General features: G+C 69.2%; 15 protein-coding genes and 1 tRNA gene. 9 read left to right on the top strand and 7 right to left on the bottom strand.

What is annotated here, in order from left to right:
• Positions 1 to 40: 40 nt before the first annotated feature.
• A complete protein-coding gene (locus ACFQ4H_RS12365) occupies positions 41 to 610 on the top strand; it encodes a TetR/AcrR family transcriptional regulator (protein ID WP_377570247.1) in 570 nt (189 codons plus the stop codon).
• Between the two features lie 93 nt (positions 611 to 703).
• Positions 704 to 1021 (top strand): hypothetical protein, encoded by a 318-nt coding sequence (locus tag ACFQ4H_RS12360; RefSeq protein ID WP_377570246.1) that lies wholly within the window; start codon positions 704 to 706, stop codon positions 1019 to 1021.
• 45 nt (positions 1022 to 1066) lie between these two features.
• On the opposite strand, the gene ACFQ4H_RS12355 is transcribed toward ACFQ4H_RS12360, so the two are convergent.
• Positions 1067 to 1723 (bottom strand): NAD(P)-dependent oxidoreductase, encoded by a 657-nt coding sequence (locus ACFQ4H_RS12355; protein WP_377570244.1) that lies wholly within the window; start codon positions 1721 to 1723, stop codon positions 1067 to 1069.
• A gap of 104 nt (positions 1724 to 1827) precedes the next feature.
• Here ACFQ4H_RS12355 and ACFQ4H_RS12350 point away from each other — a divergent pair, with 104 nt between their 5' ends.
• The 3 genes from ACFQ4H_RS12350 (at position 1828) to ACFQ4H_RS12340 (ending at position 7675) form a co-directional block, all read left to right on the top strand.
• Positions 1828 to 2199, top strand: coding sequence for a winged helix-turn-helix transcriptional regulator (locus tag ACFQ4H_RS12350; protein ID WP_377570243.1), 372 nt, complete (start codon positions 1828 to 1830; stop codon positions 2197 to 2199).
• Positions 2200 to 2362: 163 nt separating this feature from the next.
• Positions 2363 to 5164: an AfsR/SARP family transcriptional regulator gene (locus tag ACFQ4H_RS12345; protein ID WP_377570242.1), complete on the top strand. Its 2802-nt coding sequence runs from the start codon at positions 2363 to 2365 to the stop codon at positions 5162 to 5164.
• Between the two features lie 81 nt (positions 5165 to 5245).
• Positions 5246 to 7675 carry a proprotein convertase P-domain-containing protein gene (locus ACFQ4H_RS12340; protein WP_377570240.1) on the top strand — a complete coding sequence of 810 codons (2430 nt, stop codon included), beginning with the start codon at positions 5246 to 5248 and terminating at the stop codon, positions 7673 to 7675.
• Between the two features lie 71 nt (positions 7676 to 7746).
• Here ACFQ4H_RS12340 and ACFQ4H_RS12335 read toward each other — a convergent pair whose 3' ends face one another.
• From ACFQ4H_RS12335 to ACFQ4H_RS12320, 4 genes are all read right to left on the bottom strand, one after another.
• On the bottom strand, positions 7747 to 8544 hold the full coding sequence (locus tag ACFQ4H_RS12335; RefSeq protein WP_377570239.1) for an ABC transporter permease: 798 nt from the start codon (positions 8542 to 8544) through the stop codon (positions 7747 to 7749).
• A 1-nt stretch (position 8545) separates the two neighbouring features.
• On the bottom strand, positions 8546 to 9340 hold the full coding sequence (locus ACFQ4H_RS12330) for an ABC transporter permease (RefSeq protein ID WP_377570237.1): 795 nt from the start codon (positions 9338 to 9340) through the stop codon (positions 8546 to 8548).
• Positions 9337 to 10353, bottom strand: a complete 1017-nt coding sequence (locus ACFQ4H_RS12325) for an ABC transporter ATP-binding protein (protein WP_377570235.1) — start codon at positions 10351 to 10353, stop codon at positions 9337 to 9339. The genes ACFQ4H_RS12330 and ACFQ4H_RS12325 overlap by 4 nt, the downstream gene beginning before the upstream one ends.
• A 229-nt stretch (positions 10354 to 10582) precedes the next feature.
• Positions 10583 to 11404, bottom strand: a complete 822-nt coding sequence (locus ACFQ4H_RS12320) for a hypothetical protein (RefSeq protein WP_377570233.1) — start codon at positions 11402 to 11404, stop codon at positions 10583 to 10585.
• Positions 11405 to 11740: 336 nt separating this feature from the next.
• On the opposite strand from ACFQ4H_RS12320, the gene ACFQ4H_RS12315 reads away from it, so the two are divergent.
• Complete coding sequence (locus ACFQ4H_RS12315) at positions 11741 to 12154, top strand: excalibur calcium-binding domain-containing protein (protein ID WP_377570232.1); 414 nt, start codon at positions 11741 to 11743, stop codon at positions 12152 to 12154.
• 159 nt (positions 12155 to 12313) lie between these two features.
• On the opposite strand, the gene ACFQ4H_RS12310 is transcribed toward ACFQ4H_RS12315, so the two are convergent.
• Positions 12314 to 12389 (bottom strand) — tRNA-Arg (locus ACFQ4H_RS12310).
• A 171-nt stretch (positions 12390 to 12560) separates the two neighbouring features.
• Positions 12561 to 13559, bottom strand: coding sequence for an alpha/beta hydrolase (locus ACFQ4H_RS12305; protein ID WP_377570230.1), 999 nt, complete (start codon positions 13557 to 13559; stop codon positions 12561 to 12563).
• A gap of 166 nt (positions 13560 to 13725) precedes the next feature.
• On the opposite strand from ACFQ4H_RS12305, the gene ssb reads away from it, so the two are divergent.
• The 3 genes from ssb to ACFQ4H_RS12290 all read left to right on the top strand — a co-directional run bounded on the left by ssb (position 13726) and on the right by ACFQ4H_RS12290 (position 17462).
• On the top strand, positions 13726 to 14559 hold the full coding sequence (ssb, locus tag ACFQ4H_RS12300; RefSeq protein WP_377570227.1) for a single-stranded DNA-binding protein: 834 nt from the start codon (positions 13726 to 13728) through the stop codon (positions 14557 to 14559).
• 222 nt (positions 14560 to 14781) lie between these two features.
• A complete protein-coding gene (locus ACFQ4H_RS12295) occupies positions 14782 to 15816 on the top strand; it encodes a cobalamin biosynthesis protein (RefSeq protein WP_377570224.1) in 1035 nt (344 codons plus the stop codon).
• A complete protein-coding gene (locus ACFQ4H_RS12290) occupies positions 15813 to 17462 on the top strand; it encodes a cobyric acid synthase (protein WP_377570222.1) in 1650 nt (549 codons plus the stop codon). The genes ACFQ4H_RS12295 and ACFQ4H_RS12290 overlap by 4 nt, the downstream gene beginning before the upstream one ends.
• Positions 17463 to 17749: the final 287 nt, after the last annotated feature.

Here is a 17749-nt window from a genome sequence, read left to right as displayed (position 1 = left end):
CAAACCAATTTCCGAATCGGGCTGTTGATAACCTGTCCGCGTGAGCGAGGTTAGGGAGACCGGCAGCCGGGCACGTACCCGGCAGGCGATCATCGACGCGGCCATCGAGGTGCTCGGGCAGAACGCCGCTGCCACCCTCGGGGAGATCGCGGTGGCGGCTGACGTCGGGCGTACCACCCTGCACCGCTACTTCTCCGAGCGGTCCGACCTGCTGACGGCAATCAGCGAAGAGGGCCAGCGCCGGATGAACCAGGCTGCTGAACGGGCCCGACTCGACGACGGCACCGGTGCCGCAGCATTGCGGCGGCTCTGTCAGGAATACTTCGACCTCGGTGACCTGCTCTCCCTGATCTTCAACGAACCACAACTCGTCACCGATCCGGCGTGGAGCGACGACGGGGAATGCGATCCGCGGTTCACCGCCCTGGTGGAACGCGGCCACCGGGACGGCACCATCGACACCGAACTGCCGCCGACCTGGGTGCAGAGCGTGCTCTGGTCCCAGCTCTACGCGGGCTGGAGCTACGTTGCGGAGACCGGCGAGTCACGGCACGAGGTGCTCCGCCTGGTGCTGCGTACCGTCGACGGAGCCGTCGCCCCGAAGGGGTAGTGCGGCCGGCTACGACACCGTCGACGGGCACCCGCGGCAGCGGCCGTCCGCTGTGGAACCCGCCGGGTTGGCGTCGACCGTCACACTTGGGCGGTGACGAATCCACGACTCCGGGCGGCGCTGGTGGTTGCCGTGCTGCCCGTCGTACTGACGATCACTGCCTGCGGGGCCCGTCCAGCCCCGGCCCCGAAGCGTCCAGCCCCGACCCAGAAGCGTCCGGCGCAGCCGACCGACTTCCTGCCGGCGTCGGGACCGACGCTCCCGCCCACCACGCCGCCCTGGGACGGCGGCACGCCGACCGCCGTCCCGCCGACGTACCCCAGGCTCCCCACGAAACCGACGCCCACCAGGGCCGGGCAGGTGACGCACAAGCCGCCGGCACCGCCGCCGGGAAGGAAGACCAGGAGGTAGCAAGGGGGGTCGTGCCGCTCGACGGCACCTACCCGGCCGTCCGGATCAGGGCGCTACCGCGATCAGGGTCCGGTGGTGCTTCGGGGTCTCGACCTCGTCGACCAGCGCGACCGCGAGGTCGGCATAGGAGAACAGGGCCGTACCGTCCGCGCTGGGCAGCACCCGGCCATCGGCGCCGACCCGGTACCGGCCGGTGCGCTCCGCCTCCGCGTCCAACAGGGTCGGCGGCGGGGCGATCATCAGCCAGTCGGTTCCGGTGTCCGACGTACGCAGCACGTCGAGTTCTGCCGCGTGCCCGAGGGAGAACGCGCGACCCTCGGCCGGAAAGCCCGGTGCGTCATGGACCCGTACGCCCGGCGCGGTCTCCAGGATGGTGCCGATGCCGATCAGTACCAGTCGACCGACGGCAGCCTGCCCGAGGCCGTCGAGCAGCGCGTGCGCCGCGCTCACGTAGAACTCCTCCGACGGTACGTCGAGCCGGGCGACCGTACTGATGGCGGCGTCGTGCCCGGCGGCGACGGTCGCGACGCTGTCGGCCCGGGTGACGTCACCGGCGACGAGCGCGACGGCGCCGCCCGCCAGATCCTGTTCGGTGGCCGGGTCGGGTACGACGGCGGTGACCCGGTGACCACGGGCAACGGCTTCGGCGACCACCCGCCGGCCGGCCCGTCCACCGGCACCGAAGACGACGATCCTGCTCATTCGAGGGCTCCGTTCGACAGAGCCGGCGGTCTTCGCCGGCCAGTGCGCGGACGGTAACCGGCGGACCCCTGGTTACTGCAACGATAGTTACGTACCTTTGGCCGGTGAGGCAGCCACTCGATCCCGACATGTTCGCCGCCTGCGCCCCCGGCACCCCGCTGATCCGGGTCGGTGACAAGTGGACCAGCAAGATCATCGCCTGCCTGCTGGACGGGCCCCGTCGGTTTTCCGAACTCCAGGTGCCCTTACGTGGCATCACCCCGAAGGTGCTGACGGAATCGCTGCGGGCGATGGAACGCGACGGGCTGATCAGCCGTACCGCGTACGCCGAGATCCCGCCCCGGGTGGAGTACGGGTTGACCCCGTTCGGCCGTACGCTGCTGGGACCCATGGCGGTCTGCTGCGCCTGGACCCGGCAGCACCTGCCGGAACTGCTCGCTGCCCGCGCTGCACACGTGACGGCTGACCGGGGTTGACCGCCGGGCGCCGGTGACCCGGCGTCACGGGCAGTCGAACCAGAGGCGGAACCGACGAGGCGCTGAAACACCGCCACGGTCCGGTGTACGACTGAGTCGTCCAGGGGTGCCGGGCGTGCCGATAGCCTGAGGCCAAGCTTGCGGTCGAGGCGGGGGCGGGCCTATGCGTGTCAGGCTGCTCGGACCGGTCGACGTGACCGTGGCCGGGACGCCTCGCGCGCTCGCCGGGTTGCGGCGCAAGGCTGTGCTGGCCGTCCTCGCGCTGCATCGGGGCAGGATCGTCAGCACAGACCGCCTGGTCGATGTGATCTGGGGAGACCAGGCGCCGGCGACCGTGCTGAACAGCCTGCAGAGCCATGTGTCGTACCTGCGCCGCATGATCGGCGAGCGGGCGGCGATCGTGGCCCGTCCACCCGGCTACGTACTGGACGTCCCGGCCGGGGCCACCGACGTGGAGGTTGCCGAGCGGCTCATCCGGGAGGGCACCCGGTCGGTCGACCATGTGCATGCCGTCACGTGCCTGCGTGCCGCGCTCGACCTCTGGCGGGGACCGTCGCTGGTGGACGTCACCGACCTCGACTGGCTGGGCCGGCAGGCCGAACGCCTTGAGGACATCCGGCTGGTCGCCGTACGGGGGCTGGTGGACGCCCGCCTGGCGCTCGGTGAGCATGCACAGTTGGTGCCGGAGTTGGAGACCCTCACCCGGGAGCACCCGCTCGACGAGCACATCCACAAACAGCTCATGATCGCGCTTTACCGTTGCGGCCGTCAGTCCGACGCGCTGGCGACGTACCGGAGGTTGCGCCGCAGGCTCAGCGACGAGTTGGGGATCGAGCCGGGTCCGTCGCTACGTGAGCTGGAAGGCGCCGTTCTGCTGCACGACTCGTCCCTCGACCTGCCCCCGCCGGTGATCGAGGTGGCCAACGTACCGGCACCCGCGTCGGTTCCGGCGCAGCTACCACCGGTGGTGGGCGCCTTCGCCGGCCGCATGGGCGAGCTGCGCTGGCTCGACGACCTGTTGGACCGGGCGAATGAGGCCGATCCGACGGCGGTCGTCATCTCGGCCGTGTCGGGCACGCCGGGGGTGGGCAAGACGACGTTGGCCGTGCACTGGGCGCACCGGGTCGCCGACCGTTTTCCGCACGGCCAGCTGTACGTGAATCTGCGCGGGTTCGACGCTGGCGGGTCGGTGATGGCACCGGCCGAGGCGATGCGCGGATTCCTGGACGCCCTCGGGGTTCCGGTGGAACGCATTCCGGCCGGGTTGGCCGCGCAGGCCGGCCTGTACCGCAGCCTGCTGACCGGCAAGCGGGTACTCGTACTGCTGGACAATGCCCGTGACGCCGAGCAGGTGCGCCCCCTGCTGCCCGGTTCGGCCGGATGTCTAGCGGTGGTGACCAGCCGCAACCAACTCGCCCCGTTGGTCGCCACCGAGGGGGCCCACCCGCTGGCCCTGGACCTGTTGTCCCCACAGGAGGCCCGGGACCTGTTGGCCCGCCGGCTGGGAGCCGACCGGGTGGCCAAGGAACCGGATGCGGTCGACCAGATCATCACCAGCTGTGCCCGGCTGCCGCTGGCGTTGGCGATAGCCACCTCCCGGGCGGCGACGCGCCCCGGGTTCCCGCTGGACGTACTGGCCGATGAGCTGCGGGATGCCGCCGGTGACCTGGATGCCTTCGATGGTGGTGATCCGACCACCGACGTACGGGGGGTCTTCTCCTGGTCCTACCGGGCGTTGAGCCCGCCGGCCGGCCGGCTGTTCCGGCTGCTGGGGCTGCATCCAGGTCCGGACATCGCGGTACCCGCCGCTGCCAGTCTCGCCGGCCTCCCGGTGCGCCAGGCCCGGGCGTTGCTGGCCGAGTTGACCCGGGCCCATCTGCTCATCGAGCCCGCACCCGGCCGGTACACGTTCCATGACCTGTTGCGGGCCTACGCCGCCGAGTTGACCCACGACCTCGACGGTCCGGCGGATCGTGCTGCGGCGACGCGGCGGATGCTCGACGGCTACCTGCACACCGCGTTCGCCGGTGCCCGGCTGTTGCAGCCCATCCGCGACCTGATCGAGCTGGAACCCGCCCTGCCCGGCGTCACGGCGGTGGCGCTGGCCGACGACGAGCAGGCGATGGCCTGGTTCACCACCGAGCATCCGGTGTTGCTCAACGCCATCGCCTGGGCCGCCGACCAGGGAGTGGACGGGCATGCATGGCGGCTGGCCTGGACCGTGGCCGACTTCTTCGACCGCCGGGGACATTGGCACGACTGGGTCGTGATCCACGAGATCGCACTCGGTGCCGCCCGACGGCTGGCCGATCGGCAGACGGCGGCCCAGGTGCACTGCGGTCTCGGCCGCGCCCACGCCCAGTTGGGCCGGTTCGCCGATGCGCACGCCCAGTTGCGGATGGCGGCGGATCTCTACGGCGAGCTCGGCGACACGGCGGGGCAGGCGCACACGGACCGCAGCATCGCCTGGCTGTTCTCGCGTCAGGGGCGGCACCAGGAGGGTCTCGCCCACGCGCAGCGCGCGCTCGACCGGTTCGAAGCCGTCGGTGACCGGGCGATGCAGGCCAGGGCGCTCAACTCGGTCGGCTGGCAGCATGCCCAGCTACGCGACCACGCACAGGCGCTTCGGTGCTGCCAGCAGGCACTCGACCTGTTACGGGAGGTCGGCGACCGGGTCGGCGAGGCCAACACCTGGGACAGTCTCGGCTACGCCCACCACCATCTCGGCGACCATCGGCAGGCGATCGCCTGCTACCAACGGGCGATCGAGCTGTTCCGCGACGCGGGTGACCGCTACTACGAGGCGGACAGCCTCACGCACGTCGGCGACAGTCACCAGGCGGCGGGCGACCCGGATCTGGCCCGGCACGCGTGGCGGCGGGCGCTGGACATCCTCGACGAACTTGGTCATCCCGACGCAGACCTGGTCCGGGGCAGACTCCGACTGCCGGTCGACTGGTCGTGACTCCGCAACCAGTTAGATCTATGCATCGAAATATATAGACGTTAGCCTCTTGGGCAACCCCCAACCCGAGGAGGCATCCCAGTGCGGAAACCTCACCGTGCCCTGGTAGCTAGCGCTGCCGGGGCCCTGGCTCTCACCGCCCTGGTCGCGGTGTCGAGCACGACCGCCCACGGGCAGGACGTGCTCACCCTGCCGGGCGAAGCCGAACAGGTTCGTACCGGCAACGGTTTCTTCCAGGTCAGTTCCGACAACGGCCGTACGTGGAGCCGCCAACTCCCGCAGGCCACCCAGATCCACCTCCGCAACCGGGCATTCGACCCACTCGCCACGGCCGACACCATGGCGACCGGAGCCAGGACCGCCTACCTGCTCCAGTTCACGAACGCGCCACTCGACAGCCAGCGCAAGGAGTTGCGGCGGCTCGGTGTGAAGCTCGGGGCGTACGTTCCGGACCACGCCTACGTGGCGCGGTTCGACGCGTCCCTGCTGGAGAGCGTGCGGGCGTTGCCCTTCATCCGCTGGGTGGGCGGCTACGAGGCGGCGGACAAGGTCGCGCCCGGAGTGGCCGCCGGTCGGGTCCGGATCTCGCTGGTCAACCGGGATCTGGCGGACCAGGGTGCGGTCATCAACAAGATCGAGAAGCTCGGTGGATCGGTACATTTGGCCTCGGCCAGCAAGGGCCTGATCGAGGCGACTCTTACCGCCGCACAGCTAAGGACCATCGCCAGCGACGGAGCGGTACTCGCCATCGACGCCTGGTCGGCACCGGAGACCGACATGGACAACGCCCGGCAGGACGGTGGAGCCACCGTCATCGAAGCCGCGCGGGGCTATGCGGGACAGGGCGTCCGGGGTGAGGTGATGGATGGTGGACTGCGTACGACGCACCAGGAGTTCGCCGCCCGTCCGCCGATCCTGCACGGCGCCAATACCTCCGACACCAGCCACGGGACGTCGACCTACGGGCAGATCTTCGCCCAGGGTGTGTCCGCCCAGCACCGGGGGCTCCTGTCCCAGGGACAGGGCATCATTTCGACCTACAGCACCGTCACCGACCGTTACGCGCACACCGCGCAGCTGGTCGACCCGAACCAGAACTACCGGGCGGTGTTCCAGAGCAACAGCTGGGGTGACGCGCTGACCACCAGCTACACCACCATCTCCGCGGCCATGGACGACATCGTGTTCGACCATGACATCCTGATCTGCCAGTCGCAGAGCAACGCGGGTACGCGCAGCTCACGGCCGCAGGCCTGGTCGAAGAACGTGGTGTCGGTCGGTGGCCAGTACCACCGCAACACCCTTTCCCGTACGGATGACGCGTGGTCGAACAGCGCCAGCATCGGTCCCGCCGCCGATGGTCGCCTGAAGCCGGATCTGTCGAACTACTACGACCAGATCAACACCACGTCCAGCACCAGCAACACCTCCTACACCTCGTCGTTCGGCGGTACGAGTGGGGCAACCCCCATCACCTGCGGAAACTTCGGGCTGCTGTTCCAGATGTGGGCTGACGGGGTCTTCGCCGGCGGCCCGGGGCTCGGGCGGGACGTCTTCGCGTCACGACCGCACGCGGCCACGGCCAAGGCGATGATGATCAATCAGGCCAACCAGTACACCTTCAGCGGCACCACGCACGACCTGACCCGGGTGCACCAGGGCTGGGGAACGGCGAGCGTGGGCAACCTCTACAGCCAGGCCCAGGCGAACAACTGGGGCCTGCCGATCCTGGTCAACGAGACCGAACTGCTGACGGTGGGGCAGAAGAAGACCTACACCCTGACCACCGACGGTACCCAGCCGCTCAAGGCGACCCTGGCCTGGACCGACCCGGCTGGCTCCCCGAGTGCGGCAAAGGCGCTGGTCAACGACCTGTCGCTGCGGGTGGTGGCACCCAACGGCACGGTCTACTGGGGGAACAACGGCCTCAACGCCGGTAACTGGTCGACGTCGGGTGGCGCGGCCAACACCGTCGACACGGTGGAGAACGTGTTCATCCAGAACCCGACCCCGGGCACCTGGACGATCGAGGTCTCCGCCGACACCATCGGCTCGGACGGTCACGTGGAGACGACCGCCACCGACGTGGACTTCGCTCTCGTGGTCACCGGCAAGGTCGGCACGCCGCCCACCGGTACGCCGACGCCCACGCCGACCACCTCGCCGGAGCCGAAGGTGTTCACCAACGACACCGACTTCCCGGTCAACGACAACGCCACGATCGAAAGCCCCATCACGGTCAGCGGAGTCACGGGCAACGCCCCGGCCACGTTGAAGGTGGACGTGAACATCACCCACACCTACCGCGGTGACCTGGTGGTCACACTCGTCGCGCCGGACGGCAGCCAACACGTGCTGCACAACCGTACCGGTGGTAGTGCCGACGACCTGATCGCCAGCTATACCGTCGATGCCTCGGGCAGTGTGGCCAACGGCACCTGGAAGCTCCGTGTCCAGGATGCCGCCAGCGCTGACACCGGCACCCTCACCACCTGGTCGTTGACCTTCTAGTACGGGATCCCGCCTGGTGACGCCCAGCGTCACCAGGCGGTTTCGTCGGATGGCGGCCACCGGGAGGCCGCTCAGCTGCCCGCGCTCTCGTAGCGACGCAGTCCGGCTTCGAAGAAACGCCAGGCACCGACGGCGCAGGCCAGGGCGACCAGCGGGGTCGATGCGCCGATCGCGGTCGAGACGCCCTTGTCCAGCAGCGCTGCGGTGGGGAAGTAGCCCACGAAGGCGACCGGTACGACGGTCAGCAGGGAACGTATCCCCATGCCGTAGACGGTCAGCGGATACCGTGCCAGGTCACCCAGCATGTGCACGCTGACCGCCAGCGAGTTCGACGGACTCAGCAGCCAGAACGACAACGCGTTGGTGACCAGGTTGATGGCAATCTTCACCAACAGGCCACTGACCAGCAGGATCCCGGCCCAGAGCAGGGTGAGCGGGGACCAGGCGACGTCGATGCGCCCGACCGCGGAGGTCAGCAGCAGCCCGCCGACCACGAGGTTGCCCAGGCCGTTGACGCCCACCGCCGAGCCCAGTACCTGGAGCACCACCGGATAGGGACGGACCAGCAGATAGTCCAGGGCACCCAGGTTCACCAGGCCGCTGAGATGCCAGGCCCCCTCGAACAGCAGGGAACCGACCCCCTCGGCGATCATCACCATCGCGCAGACGCAGAGGACCTCCCACTGGGTCCACCCGTCCAGCGCCGGTACCTGACTGAAGATGGTGGCCACGAAGATCAGCCCGGCGAGTTGACCCAGAACCGTGGCCCCGATCGTGAGCAGCGCATCGGCCCGGTACTCGAGGACGGCACGCAGATGGGCCGCCAACAGTCTCCGGTAGATGCGTGCCGCCGCCAGCAGTCCGGTCATCTCAGCCGCCGTGCACCACGAGTCGGCGTACGGCCACCCGCCAGAGCAGCCGGGTTCCGATCCAGAGGATCGCGATCCACAGCAGTTGGATGCCGATCAGGTAGGCCGCCTCGGTGCCCCGGACCTGGCCGAGGAAGATCAGCGCCGGGGTGGAGACGATGCCGGGGAACGGTGACAGCATGCAGATCAGCTGTAGCCAGTCGGGGTAGAGGGCGATCGGCACCAGCGCCCCGGACAGGATGTTGGTGATCGCGACCCGGGACAGGCTCAGGCCGTGGAAGTTCCCCGTCCAGAAGCAGGCCAGCCCCACCAGATAGACCAGCCCGAACTTCAACGGAACCACCGCCAGCAGGCTCAGCAGGAACAACCCGGCCTGGCCCGGGTCGGGCAGCGGTGCACCACCGAACGCCATCAGCAGGACGGAACCCATCACCGCGACCACCAGCAGTTCACCGACGAGGAAGCCGAGTGACTCGGCGAACCGCGCCAGCTGGTAGTCGATCGGGCGGACCAGGTCGAGGGCCACCGAGCCGTCCAGCACCCGTACGGCCAACTGACCGTCGGTGAAGCTCGACATCAGGGTTCCGGTCAGGAAGGCGACGAAGAGATAACCCTTCATCTGGTCCCAGGACAGGCCGGCCAGTTCGCCGCCGCCGTCACCGGTGAACAGTGCCCGCCACACCGCGAACAGGGCCACGGCCTGCACCGCGACCCCGGCGAGTTGGAGCAGGAACTCGCCCCGGTAGACCAGCACGGCGGACCAGGCCATCCGGGCCAGGCTCCAGTACGGCTTCATGCCGGCGTGGCCGACGTCGACTGACCGAGTTCACCGGAGTACGCCCGGCGTACGACGTCCTCGATCGAGGGCTCGTCGATCCGCAGGTCGGCGACCGGGACCCGACTGGAGACCGCTGCCACGATCTCGCCCGCACCGTACGCCGACCGGTCGAAGACGATCGAGATGTGCCGTGGTGACACGCCCAGGGACAGGTGTGTGCCCGGCAGATCGATGTCGAGTCCGTCGGTCCACTCGGCGTCCAGCGTGAGGTGGAGGGTGCGCTCCCGGGCGATCTGTTGGCGGACCACGTCGATCGGACCGTCGAAGATGACCCGGCCGTCGTCGATGATCACCAGGCGGCGGCACACCTCTTCGATGTCGCCGATGTCGTGGGTGGTGAGGAGCACGGTCGTACCCTTGCGGCACTCGGCCCGCAGGAAGTCCCGGACAGCCTGGCGGGCGATGATGTCCAGCCCGATGGTGGGTTCGTCCAGGAACACCACGGACGGTGAGTGCAGGAGGGCGGCAGCCAGGTCCGCCCGCATCCGCTGGCCGAGCGACAGTCGCCGGGTCACCACGGGGAGCAGCTCACCCAGGCCGAGGAGCGCGTCGAACTCGGCCAACCTTTCCTCGTACCGGCGGCGGGGAATGCGGTGGATGTCGCGTAGGAGCGACAGCGAGTCGCGGACCTGGAGGTCCCACCAGAGTTGGGTGCGCTGTCCGAAGAGAACGCCGATGTTACGGGCGTTGGCATGCCGGTTACGGTGCGGAACGATGCCGCAGACCTCGACCTGGCCAGCGGTGGGCTGGAGGATGCCGGTGAGCAACTTGACCGTGGTCGACTTGCCGGCCCCGTTGGGGCCCACGTAGGCGACGGCCTCGCCGGCGTCGATGGTCAGGTCGATACCCGCTACCGCAGTGCGCTCGCGGTGCTTCGGCCGGACCAGGTGGGTCAGCGACCCGACCAGACCCGGTCGCTTGTCGGGCATCCGGAACGTCTTGGTCAGACCTCGCGCCTCGATTACGGGCATGGTCCTCCCTCGACAGAGGTGATCATTGCGAAGGAGTGTAGGTCGGACTCCCACAGGCCCTGTGCCGGAAGGAGTCACGGGACGGTAAAGAGGTCCGACTCGGGTGGTCGTAGGTGCTCCGCGTGCGGCTGCATGGCAGTCGACGGGGCTACGCACAACTTTGTCCGCTGGGCCCACGGTGGGGATCCGCGCCACGCCGACGTAATTGCGATCGCCAGCGCTGCCGGTATCACCGGTCGACCGGTGGGATCGCCGAGAGTTGTGCCAGCAGGCTCGCCCGGCTCACCTCGCCGGTTGTCGGATCAGCCGACACCTCGGTAACCGTAACCTCGCCACCGAGGGCGCTTTCCCACACCCGCTCCGCGCTGACCGCACCCGCACATCGGCCTACTGCACGTACGTCGCCGAATCCGTCCCCAGCGTGGCGCAGTATTTCCCTGACGAGCGGACTGTCACTGTCGATGCCGTCCTTGGCGCGCAGGTCGAGCGTGGTCACGTCGGGTTGGGTGGCTGCGACGAGCCGGGTCAACTCCATGGCCGGTGGCGACTGCTGTGTCCCCAGATCGATCCGGTAACGGAAGTGGGTGACGTGCTCGATGGTGCGTCGCCAGTCCTCGAAGGAGACCTGACCGGTCAACGACTCGACGTCCCAGACCTCGGCCGGGTTCGCGTTCCGGGTCCGGAGGATCGAGCGTAGGGCACCGACGAACGAGGCCACCCGTAGTTCCTGCTTACGTGGCTGGAAGACGACGGCGAGGTCGGTCAGCCGGATGACGAACGGCGAGACGAACCCGTTCTGCACGGCCGTACGACGGAAGTCCTGCTCAGCCTCATCCCACAGATTCTGGTCAGCGGCCCGTTCGAAACCCAGCCGGCCGTGTAGGCAGCCGGATCCCTCCTCTATCTTGCTCATTCGCCACACGCGTCCGTACCGCTCGTTCGGCTCGCCGGTCCGCAGGACGTGACGCAGCAAGGTGGACCCGAAGAAATCAGGGTGTACGGGGGCGACGATGCGAGCGCAGGCGACCTTGCCAACGGCGCGGGCGGACACGAGCGCCATATTAGTGTGATGGTCATCAATTGAAAAGACTCAGGGTCACGTCGCGAGTGCGGAAAGTGTTGACCAGTGTGTGGTCGTGGTCGACCGGAGTGTCCGGGCAACTGGATGGTCGGGCGGCTGTGCCCGGGTCGGTCCGGGGTGGCGGCATGCGGACGGGTTTTGCTGGCAGCCCGGGTGGAGCCGGTCGTCGGTCGGGGGTTCGTACCGGGAGCGAGGTGAAACCGCCTGCCGTGTGGGTGGTGATTTCTGTACGGTCAGTGGCGGTCGTCGGGGAGCGTCAGGCGACACACTGACGCGGTGATGAATCGACGACTCCGCGCAATCCTGATGGTCGCCGCGCTGCCTGTCGCACTTACGGTCATCGCCTGCGGGGCCGGATCCGTCGATCCGGCGGCACAGTCGACCACGCAATCGGCCGACGGTTCGCCCTTGCCGACGGCGACGACAACGGTCTCGCCCACGCCCACGCTATCCGCAGCCGGGAGCGGGGTGTTCGCAACCGTTCTGCCGACGCTGTCCAACGTGCCGGTCAAGCCGACCCCCACGCCAGCCGGACGGCCGACGACGAAATCTCCCGCGCCGACCCCGAAACGGACGGCCGCGACGAAATCCGGTGGCGGCAGCGTGTACTACGCGAACTGCGCGGCGGTGCGAGCGGCGGGCAAGGCTCCGCTCTATCGTGGTCAGCCCGGCTATTCCCGCAAGCTCGACCGGGATGGTGACGGTGTCGCCTGTGAGTAGCTGGCTGGATCAGGTCCGTCCGGCTGGATCAGGTCCGTCCGGCTGGGCGGGCCGGGAGCCGGCAGCCGGAGTCCGCAGGAGGCCCTCAGACCGTGATGCCCGACGCGATCGGGCGACAGGTCGCTGACCTGCAAAGATGCTGTTGATCAGCTGCGATGGTGGCGCGCCCGGCAGGATTCGAACCTGCGGCCTTGGGATTAGAAGTCCCCTGCTCTATCCGCTGAGCTACGGGCGCCTGGTGCGGTGCGCCGAAAGGTTACCCGGGCCGCCGGCTGGTCGTCCGGCTGGATGGGGGGTGACCGTCCGGCCAGCACATCCTAGGTTTCCAGACGTACCGATGACGAGCATCAGGTTTTCACAGCCGCTGAGTGTCGGCGGTGACCTCGGCCGCTCTCGGCGGCGGACGCTAGGTCGGCGTCCCAGCTGCCGCGTTCTCGGACCCGCCGGCCGGGCTGCTGGCAGCCGGGAGGAAGGCGTCGACCCAGCGGCCGAGTTCGGTGAAGACCTGATCACGGACGGCTGGCCCGGACAGGGTCAGGTCGTGCATGCCACCGTCGAACCGGACCAGGGTGACGTGGCGACCGAGCCGTGGTGCCCAGCGCACCATGTGCTCGACGTCGAGCACGGCGTCGGCCAGGCTCGCCGACTCGTGCCACCGCATGCCGCGGAAGCTGCGCGTCGAGCAGGCCAGCATCACCGGTACGGGGATCGCCAGCCCGGCCCGCAGTTGCTGTTGCGCCTGGCGGATCGCGGCCAGCCAGCCGATCCGTACCGGGAAGCCACCGAGCGGTTTCCAGGCCAGGTTGTAGTTCCACTCGCCCCGACGGTCGGCGTGCAGGCTCTCGCCGTACACGGAGGGGAGCCGGATCGGGATGATCCGGTACGGGGCCCGGCGGCTGAACCGGGAGACGGCGGCCACCAGGGGTCTACGTACCAGCCAGGGAACGTTGAAGTCGAAGAACGGACTGTTGAGGAAGAGCCCGTCGACGATGCTCGCGTCGCGGCGGGCGTGTGCCCACAGGGCCGCGAGCAGACCCCCGGTGGAGTGTCCGATCGTCAGCAGGGTGCCGTGACCGTCGTCGTCCCGGATGATGCGGGCCGCCTCGTCCAGTTCGGGGAAGTACTCGCTCAGGTCCCGGCAGAAGTTTGGCGTCTGGTGGGGAAGCAGGCTGCGCCCGTACTTGCGCAGGTCCAGCGCGTAGAAGTCCCAACCACGTTCGGTGAAGAAGTCGGCCACATGGGTCTGGAAGAAGTAGTCGACGAAGCCGTGTACGTAGAGCACCGCCCGGCCGCTGGGCTGGTTGGCCCGACACCGGACCAGGGTGGCCACCACCGGCCCCTCGTCGTCGTGGCCGAGGTCGATCGTGTGGCACTCGTACGGCGTGCCGAGGTAATCGGGCTCCACGCTGTGACGCTATCTCGGCACAGCGGCCATAGCACATCCCTGCTTGATCAGGTTCTTTTCCACAGGTGACGTGGTTGTCCACAGCGCGGTCGAGAGCGGTCGCAGCGGCGGCTCACACGGTCCCACCCTGGGTGGCGACTCGGTGACACCTGACCGTGGAGGAACGATGTTCGACACGAATGTGACAATTGTAGGGAATGTTCTGACTGCCCCAGAATGGCGGCGTACCACCCAGAGTGGCACGCTGGTGGCCAACTTCAAGGTGGCCTCGACCGCGCGGCGGCTCGATCGGGAGAGCGGCCGGTGGGTGGACGGCAACAGCCTTCGGGTGCGCGTCAACTGCTGGCGGAAGCTGGCCGAGGGGGTCGCCTCCTCGGTGATGGTCGGTGACCCGGTGGTCGTGGTCGGCCGGATGTACACCCGTGACTGGGTCGACGACGCGGGCAACCACCGCACCCTCTACGAGTTGGAGGCTGCCGCCGTAGGGCACGACCTGTCCAGGGGGCGGGGCAAGTTCCTCCGCAACCGGCCGAGCATGGCGACCAGTTCGATCGAGGACGACGAGGCCGAGAACCGGGTGCACGGTGAGGCCACCGAGTCGGTAGCCGACGAGGAGGCGCCGGCACGTCCTGAGGATCGGCAGTTCGACGACGACCCCGACTTCCGCGACGCCCCGGTCGCGGCCGGTTTCCACGCCGGTGTCGTGGCACCGGGCTCCGGTGTCACCGGGCAGGGCGGTGGACGGTCCACGGCGACCGACGAGCTGACCCTGTCCGACGACCTGCCCCTGCCTGACGGGCACCTGTCCGGGCCGTACGACGGCCCCCGGCCGATCGGTGACGAGCCGGGCGGGGACGAGCCGGGCGGGGACGAATCCGAGCCCGATCCGCTGCCCGAGACCGGACACGCAGGGGAACCGACGACGGACGACCCGGTTGCCGCCGGCGTTGGCTCGGTCCGGGCACGGCGTGGCCGGAACCGGGTGCCGGTTCCCGCCTAGGGCATCGACCAGCGGCGGATGGCCCCGGCGGGAACGGCTGCTCCGAGGGGGGTGGGAGGGCGGACGTCTGGACCGCCGCCTTCCCACCCTGCCGGCGCCGACCGGGACACCCGGACGGCGGGTGCGGCGGTCAGCCCTACTGCTCACCGCACCGGCCGCCCGGCTGGGCGGCTGGTCCAGGTCAGCGGCGATCGCACTAGGCTGCCCACGGGGGTGATCAGCATGCGGGTGACAACTGGTCTGGCGAACGCGGTGGGGCTGGCCGCCGGCTATGCGCTCGACGCGTTGTTCGGCGACCCGCGCCGGTTGCATCCGGTCGCCGGGTTCGGGCAGGCGGCGTCAGCGCTCGAACGGCGGCTCTACCAGCCTCGGCGGTTGTCCGGAGCGATCCACACCACGTTGGCGGTCGGTGGCCCGGTGCTGCTCGGGGCAGCCGCCACGGCCGCCACCCGGGGACGCCCGGCAGCCCGTGCCGCGCTCGTCGCCGCTGGCACCTGGACCGTGCTGGGTGGTCGTACCCTCCGGCACGAGGCCACCGTGATGAGCAAGGCACTACGTCGAGGCGACCTGCCGGCTGCCCGGAACCGGCTCGGACACCTGTGCGGACGTGATCCGGCAATGCTGGACGAGACCGAGCTTGCCCGGGCCACCGTCGAGTCGGTTGCGGAGAACACCTCCGACGCGGTGGTTGCGCCACTGTTCTGGGGAGCGATCGCCGGGCTGCCCGGACTGCTCGGCTACCGGGCGGCGAACACCCTCGACGCGATGGTCGGACATCGCTCACCCCGCTACGTACGGTTCGGCACCGCCGCGGCCCGTTTCGATGACGTGCTCAACCTGGTGCCCTCTCGGGCGACCGGACTGCTGACCATCGCCGCCGCCCCGATCGTGCACGGTGATCGGGCCGAGGCCTGGCGGGTCTGGCGACGTGACCGCAACGACCATCCGAGCCCCAACGCCGGGCAGTGTGAGTCCGCGATGGCTGGCGCGCTCGGGGTACGCCTCGGTGGTCGAAATGTCTACTTCGGTCGCTCCGAGGTACGCCCATTTCTCGGTGACGGACCCCGGCCCCAGGCGCGACACATCCGGCGGGCCGCCCGGTTGTCCGGTGCTGTCGGCCTGGCTGCCCTCGGTGTCGCCGTGACGTACGCGGCCACCACCGAGCCGCGACGGTCGCTGGCCCGCTGGGCCCTCGGCCGGCTGGCAGCCGGGAGAATAATGCCAGCCGGGAAGTCAACGCCGGCAGGGCCAAGGTGAGCGTTCGACCGGGCACGAGAAGCGGCGGCCTGCTCGTCGCTGGTGCCACCTCCGACGCGGGCAAGAGTGTGCTCACCGCTGGGATCTGCCGATGGTTGCACCGGCACGGCGTCAATGTCGCGCCGTTCAAGGCGCAGAACATGTCCAACAACTCTGCCGTCGTGGTCGGCCCGGACGGGCGGGGCGGTGAGATCGGCCGGGCCCAGGCAATGCAGGCCGCAGCGTGTGGACTCGCCCCCGACCTGCGGTTCAACCCGGTGCTGTTGAAGCCCGGCAGCGACCTGTCCAGCCAGGTCGTACTGCTGGGCGAGGCGGTCGACACCGTCGACGCCGGCAACTTCCGCTTGCTGCGCCCCCGACTCGCCGAAACCGCCTTCGCCGCGCTGGCCGAGCTGCGCTCCGAATACGACGTGGTGATCTGTGAGGGGGCGGGCAGCCCGGCCGAGATCAACCTGCGGGACACCGACTACGTCAACATGGGGCTGGCCCGGCAGGCCACTTTGCCCACCATCGTGGTCGCCGACATCGACCGGGGCGGGGTATTCGCCTCCCTGTTCGGCACGCTCGCCCTACTCGAAGCCGCTGACCAGGCACTCGTAGCCGGATTTGTGATCAACAAGTTCCGGGGCGACGTGACCCTGCTCCAACCTGGCCTGGACATGTTGCACCAGGTCACCGGGCGGCCGACGTACGGAGTGCTGCCGTGGAACGTCGACCTGTGGCTGGATGCCGAGGACTCGCTCGCCTACGGTCGGGTGCTCGGCCGACCGGCAGCGCCGTACGGCACCGAATGGCTGGACGTGGCCGTGATCCGACTGCCCCGGGTCTCCAACGCCACCGACGTCGAGGCACTGGCCACCGAACCGGGCGTACGGGTGCGGTTGACCGTCGAGCCGAGCGAACTCGCCGCCGCCGATCTGGTCGTACTGCCCGGCACGAAATCCACCGTGGATGACCTTGCCTGGTTGCGCCGTACCGGACTCGCCGACGCGGTGCTGGCACACGCCGCCGCCGGCCGGCCGGTCCTCGGGCTCTGCGGGGGGTTCCAGATGCTCGGGCGGGCGATCCACGACGAAGTGGAGAGCCGACGGGGCACGGTCGAGGGGTTCGGCCTGCTACCCATCGAGATCACCTTCCGGGACGGCAAGACGGTCACCCGCTCGGCGGGCACGGCCTTCGGCACGGTCCCGGTACGCGGCTACGAAATCCACCACGGGTACGTCTCCCGGGCCGACCCGAACCTGCCCCCGTTCATCACGTACGCGGACGGTGCGGGTGAGGGTGCGGTGGCCGGCCATGTCTTCGGCACCCACTGGCACGGAGCGTTCGAGTCGGACGGCTTCCGCCGCCGGTTTCTGGGCGAGGTGGCTCGGCTGGCCGGACGGCACGGGTTCCGGCCCGCCCCGGACACATCGTTTGCCGCCGCCCGGGAACGCACGCTCGACCTGCTCGGAGACCTGGTCGAGGAGCATCTGGACACCGATGCCCTCTGGCGACTGATCGAGTACGGCCCGCCCGTCGACCTGCCCTTCGTACCTCCCGGAGCACCGTCTGTACTCTCGTCGACAGCGCCCCCGAGAGCACCGTCGGAGCCACCTTCGGGATCGCTGTCACGAGTGCCAGCACCAGGGCGATCGGTGGAGTAGTCGCGAGTTAGTATCTTGGGTGGCACTGCGTTGGCCCCTGACCGGCGGGTGGCTACTGGACCGAGTCGGGGACAGCCATCTAGGGCGTACGCCGGTTGGCGCGTCATGAGGCCGCCTGCCCGGAGCGTTCGGCATGATCGCCGCTGGTACGGGTAACACGACCCGGGGGTGATCTGGGTGGCCACTGCCAAGTCCAGGACGGCGTTGTGGATCATAATCGCGTTGGTCGTGATCGTCGTAGTGATCATCGCTGTCGCGCTCGGAATAGGTGGCGGTGACGGAGGCGG

Origin of the sequence: Micromonospora sonneratiae, assembly GCF_042679305.1 — a bacterium.
In the GTDB taxonomy this organism is placed as follows: Bacteria; Actinomycetota; Actinomycetes; order Mycobacteriales; family Micromonosporaceae; genus Micromonospora_H; species Micromonospora_H sonneratiae.
The sequence above is the reverse complement of the archived record's forward strand: the minus strand, read 5'-3'. Positions and strand labels throughout refer to the sequence as shown.

Excerpts from the sequence above, each read along its gene's own strand:
- ACFQ4H_RS12315 (WP_377570232.1), top strand. The coding sequence starts at position 11,741 with ATGGTCGCCGCGCTGCCTGTCGCACTTACGGTCATCGCCTGCGGGGCC.
- ACFQ4H_RS12295 (WP_377570224.1), top strand. The coding sequence starts at position 14,782 with ATGCGGGTGACAACTGGTCTGGCGAACGCGGTGGGGCTGGCCGCCGGC.
- ACFQ4H_RS12355 (WP_377570244.1), bottom strand. The coding sequence starts at position 1,723 with ATGAGCAGGATCGTCGTCTTCGGTGCCGGTGGACGGGCCGGCCGGCGG.
- ssb (WP_377570227.1), top strand. The coding sequence starts at position 13,726 with ATGTTCGACACGAATGTGACAATTGTAGGGAATGTTCTGACTGCCCCA.
- ACFQ4H_RS12325 (WP_377570235.1), bottom strand. The coding sequence starts at position 10,353 with ATGCCCGTAATCGAGGCGCGAGGTCTGACCAAGACGTTCCGGATGCCC.
- ACFQ4H_RS12335 (WP_377570239.1), bottom strand. The coding sequence starts at position 8,544 with ATGACCGGACTGCTGGCGGCGGCACGCATCTACCGGAGACTGTTGGCG.
- ACFQ4H_RS12345 (WP_377570242.1), top strand. The coding sequence starts at position 2,363 with ATGCGTGTCAGGCTGCTCGGACCGGTCGACGTGACCGTGGCCGGGACG.
- ACFQ4H_RS12330 (WP_377570237.1), bottom strand. The coding sequence starts at position 9,340 with ATGAAGCCGTACTGGAGCCTGGCCCGGATGGCCTGGTCCGCCGTGCTG.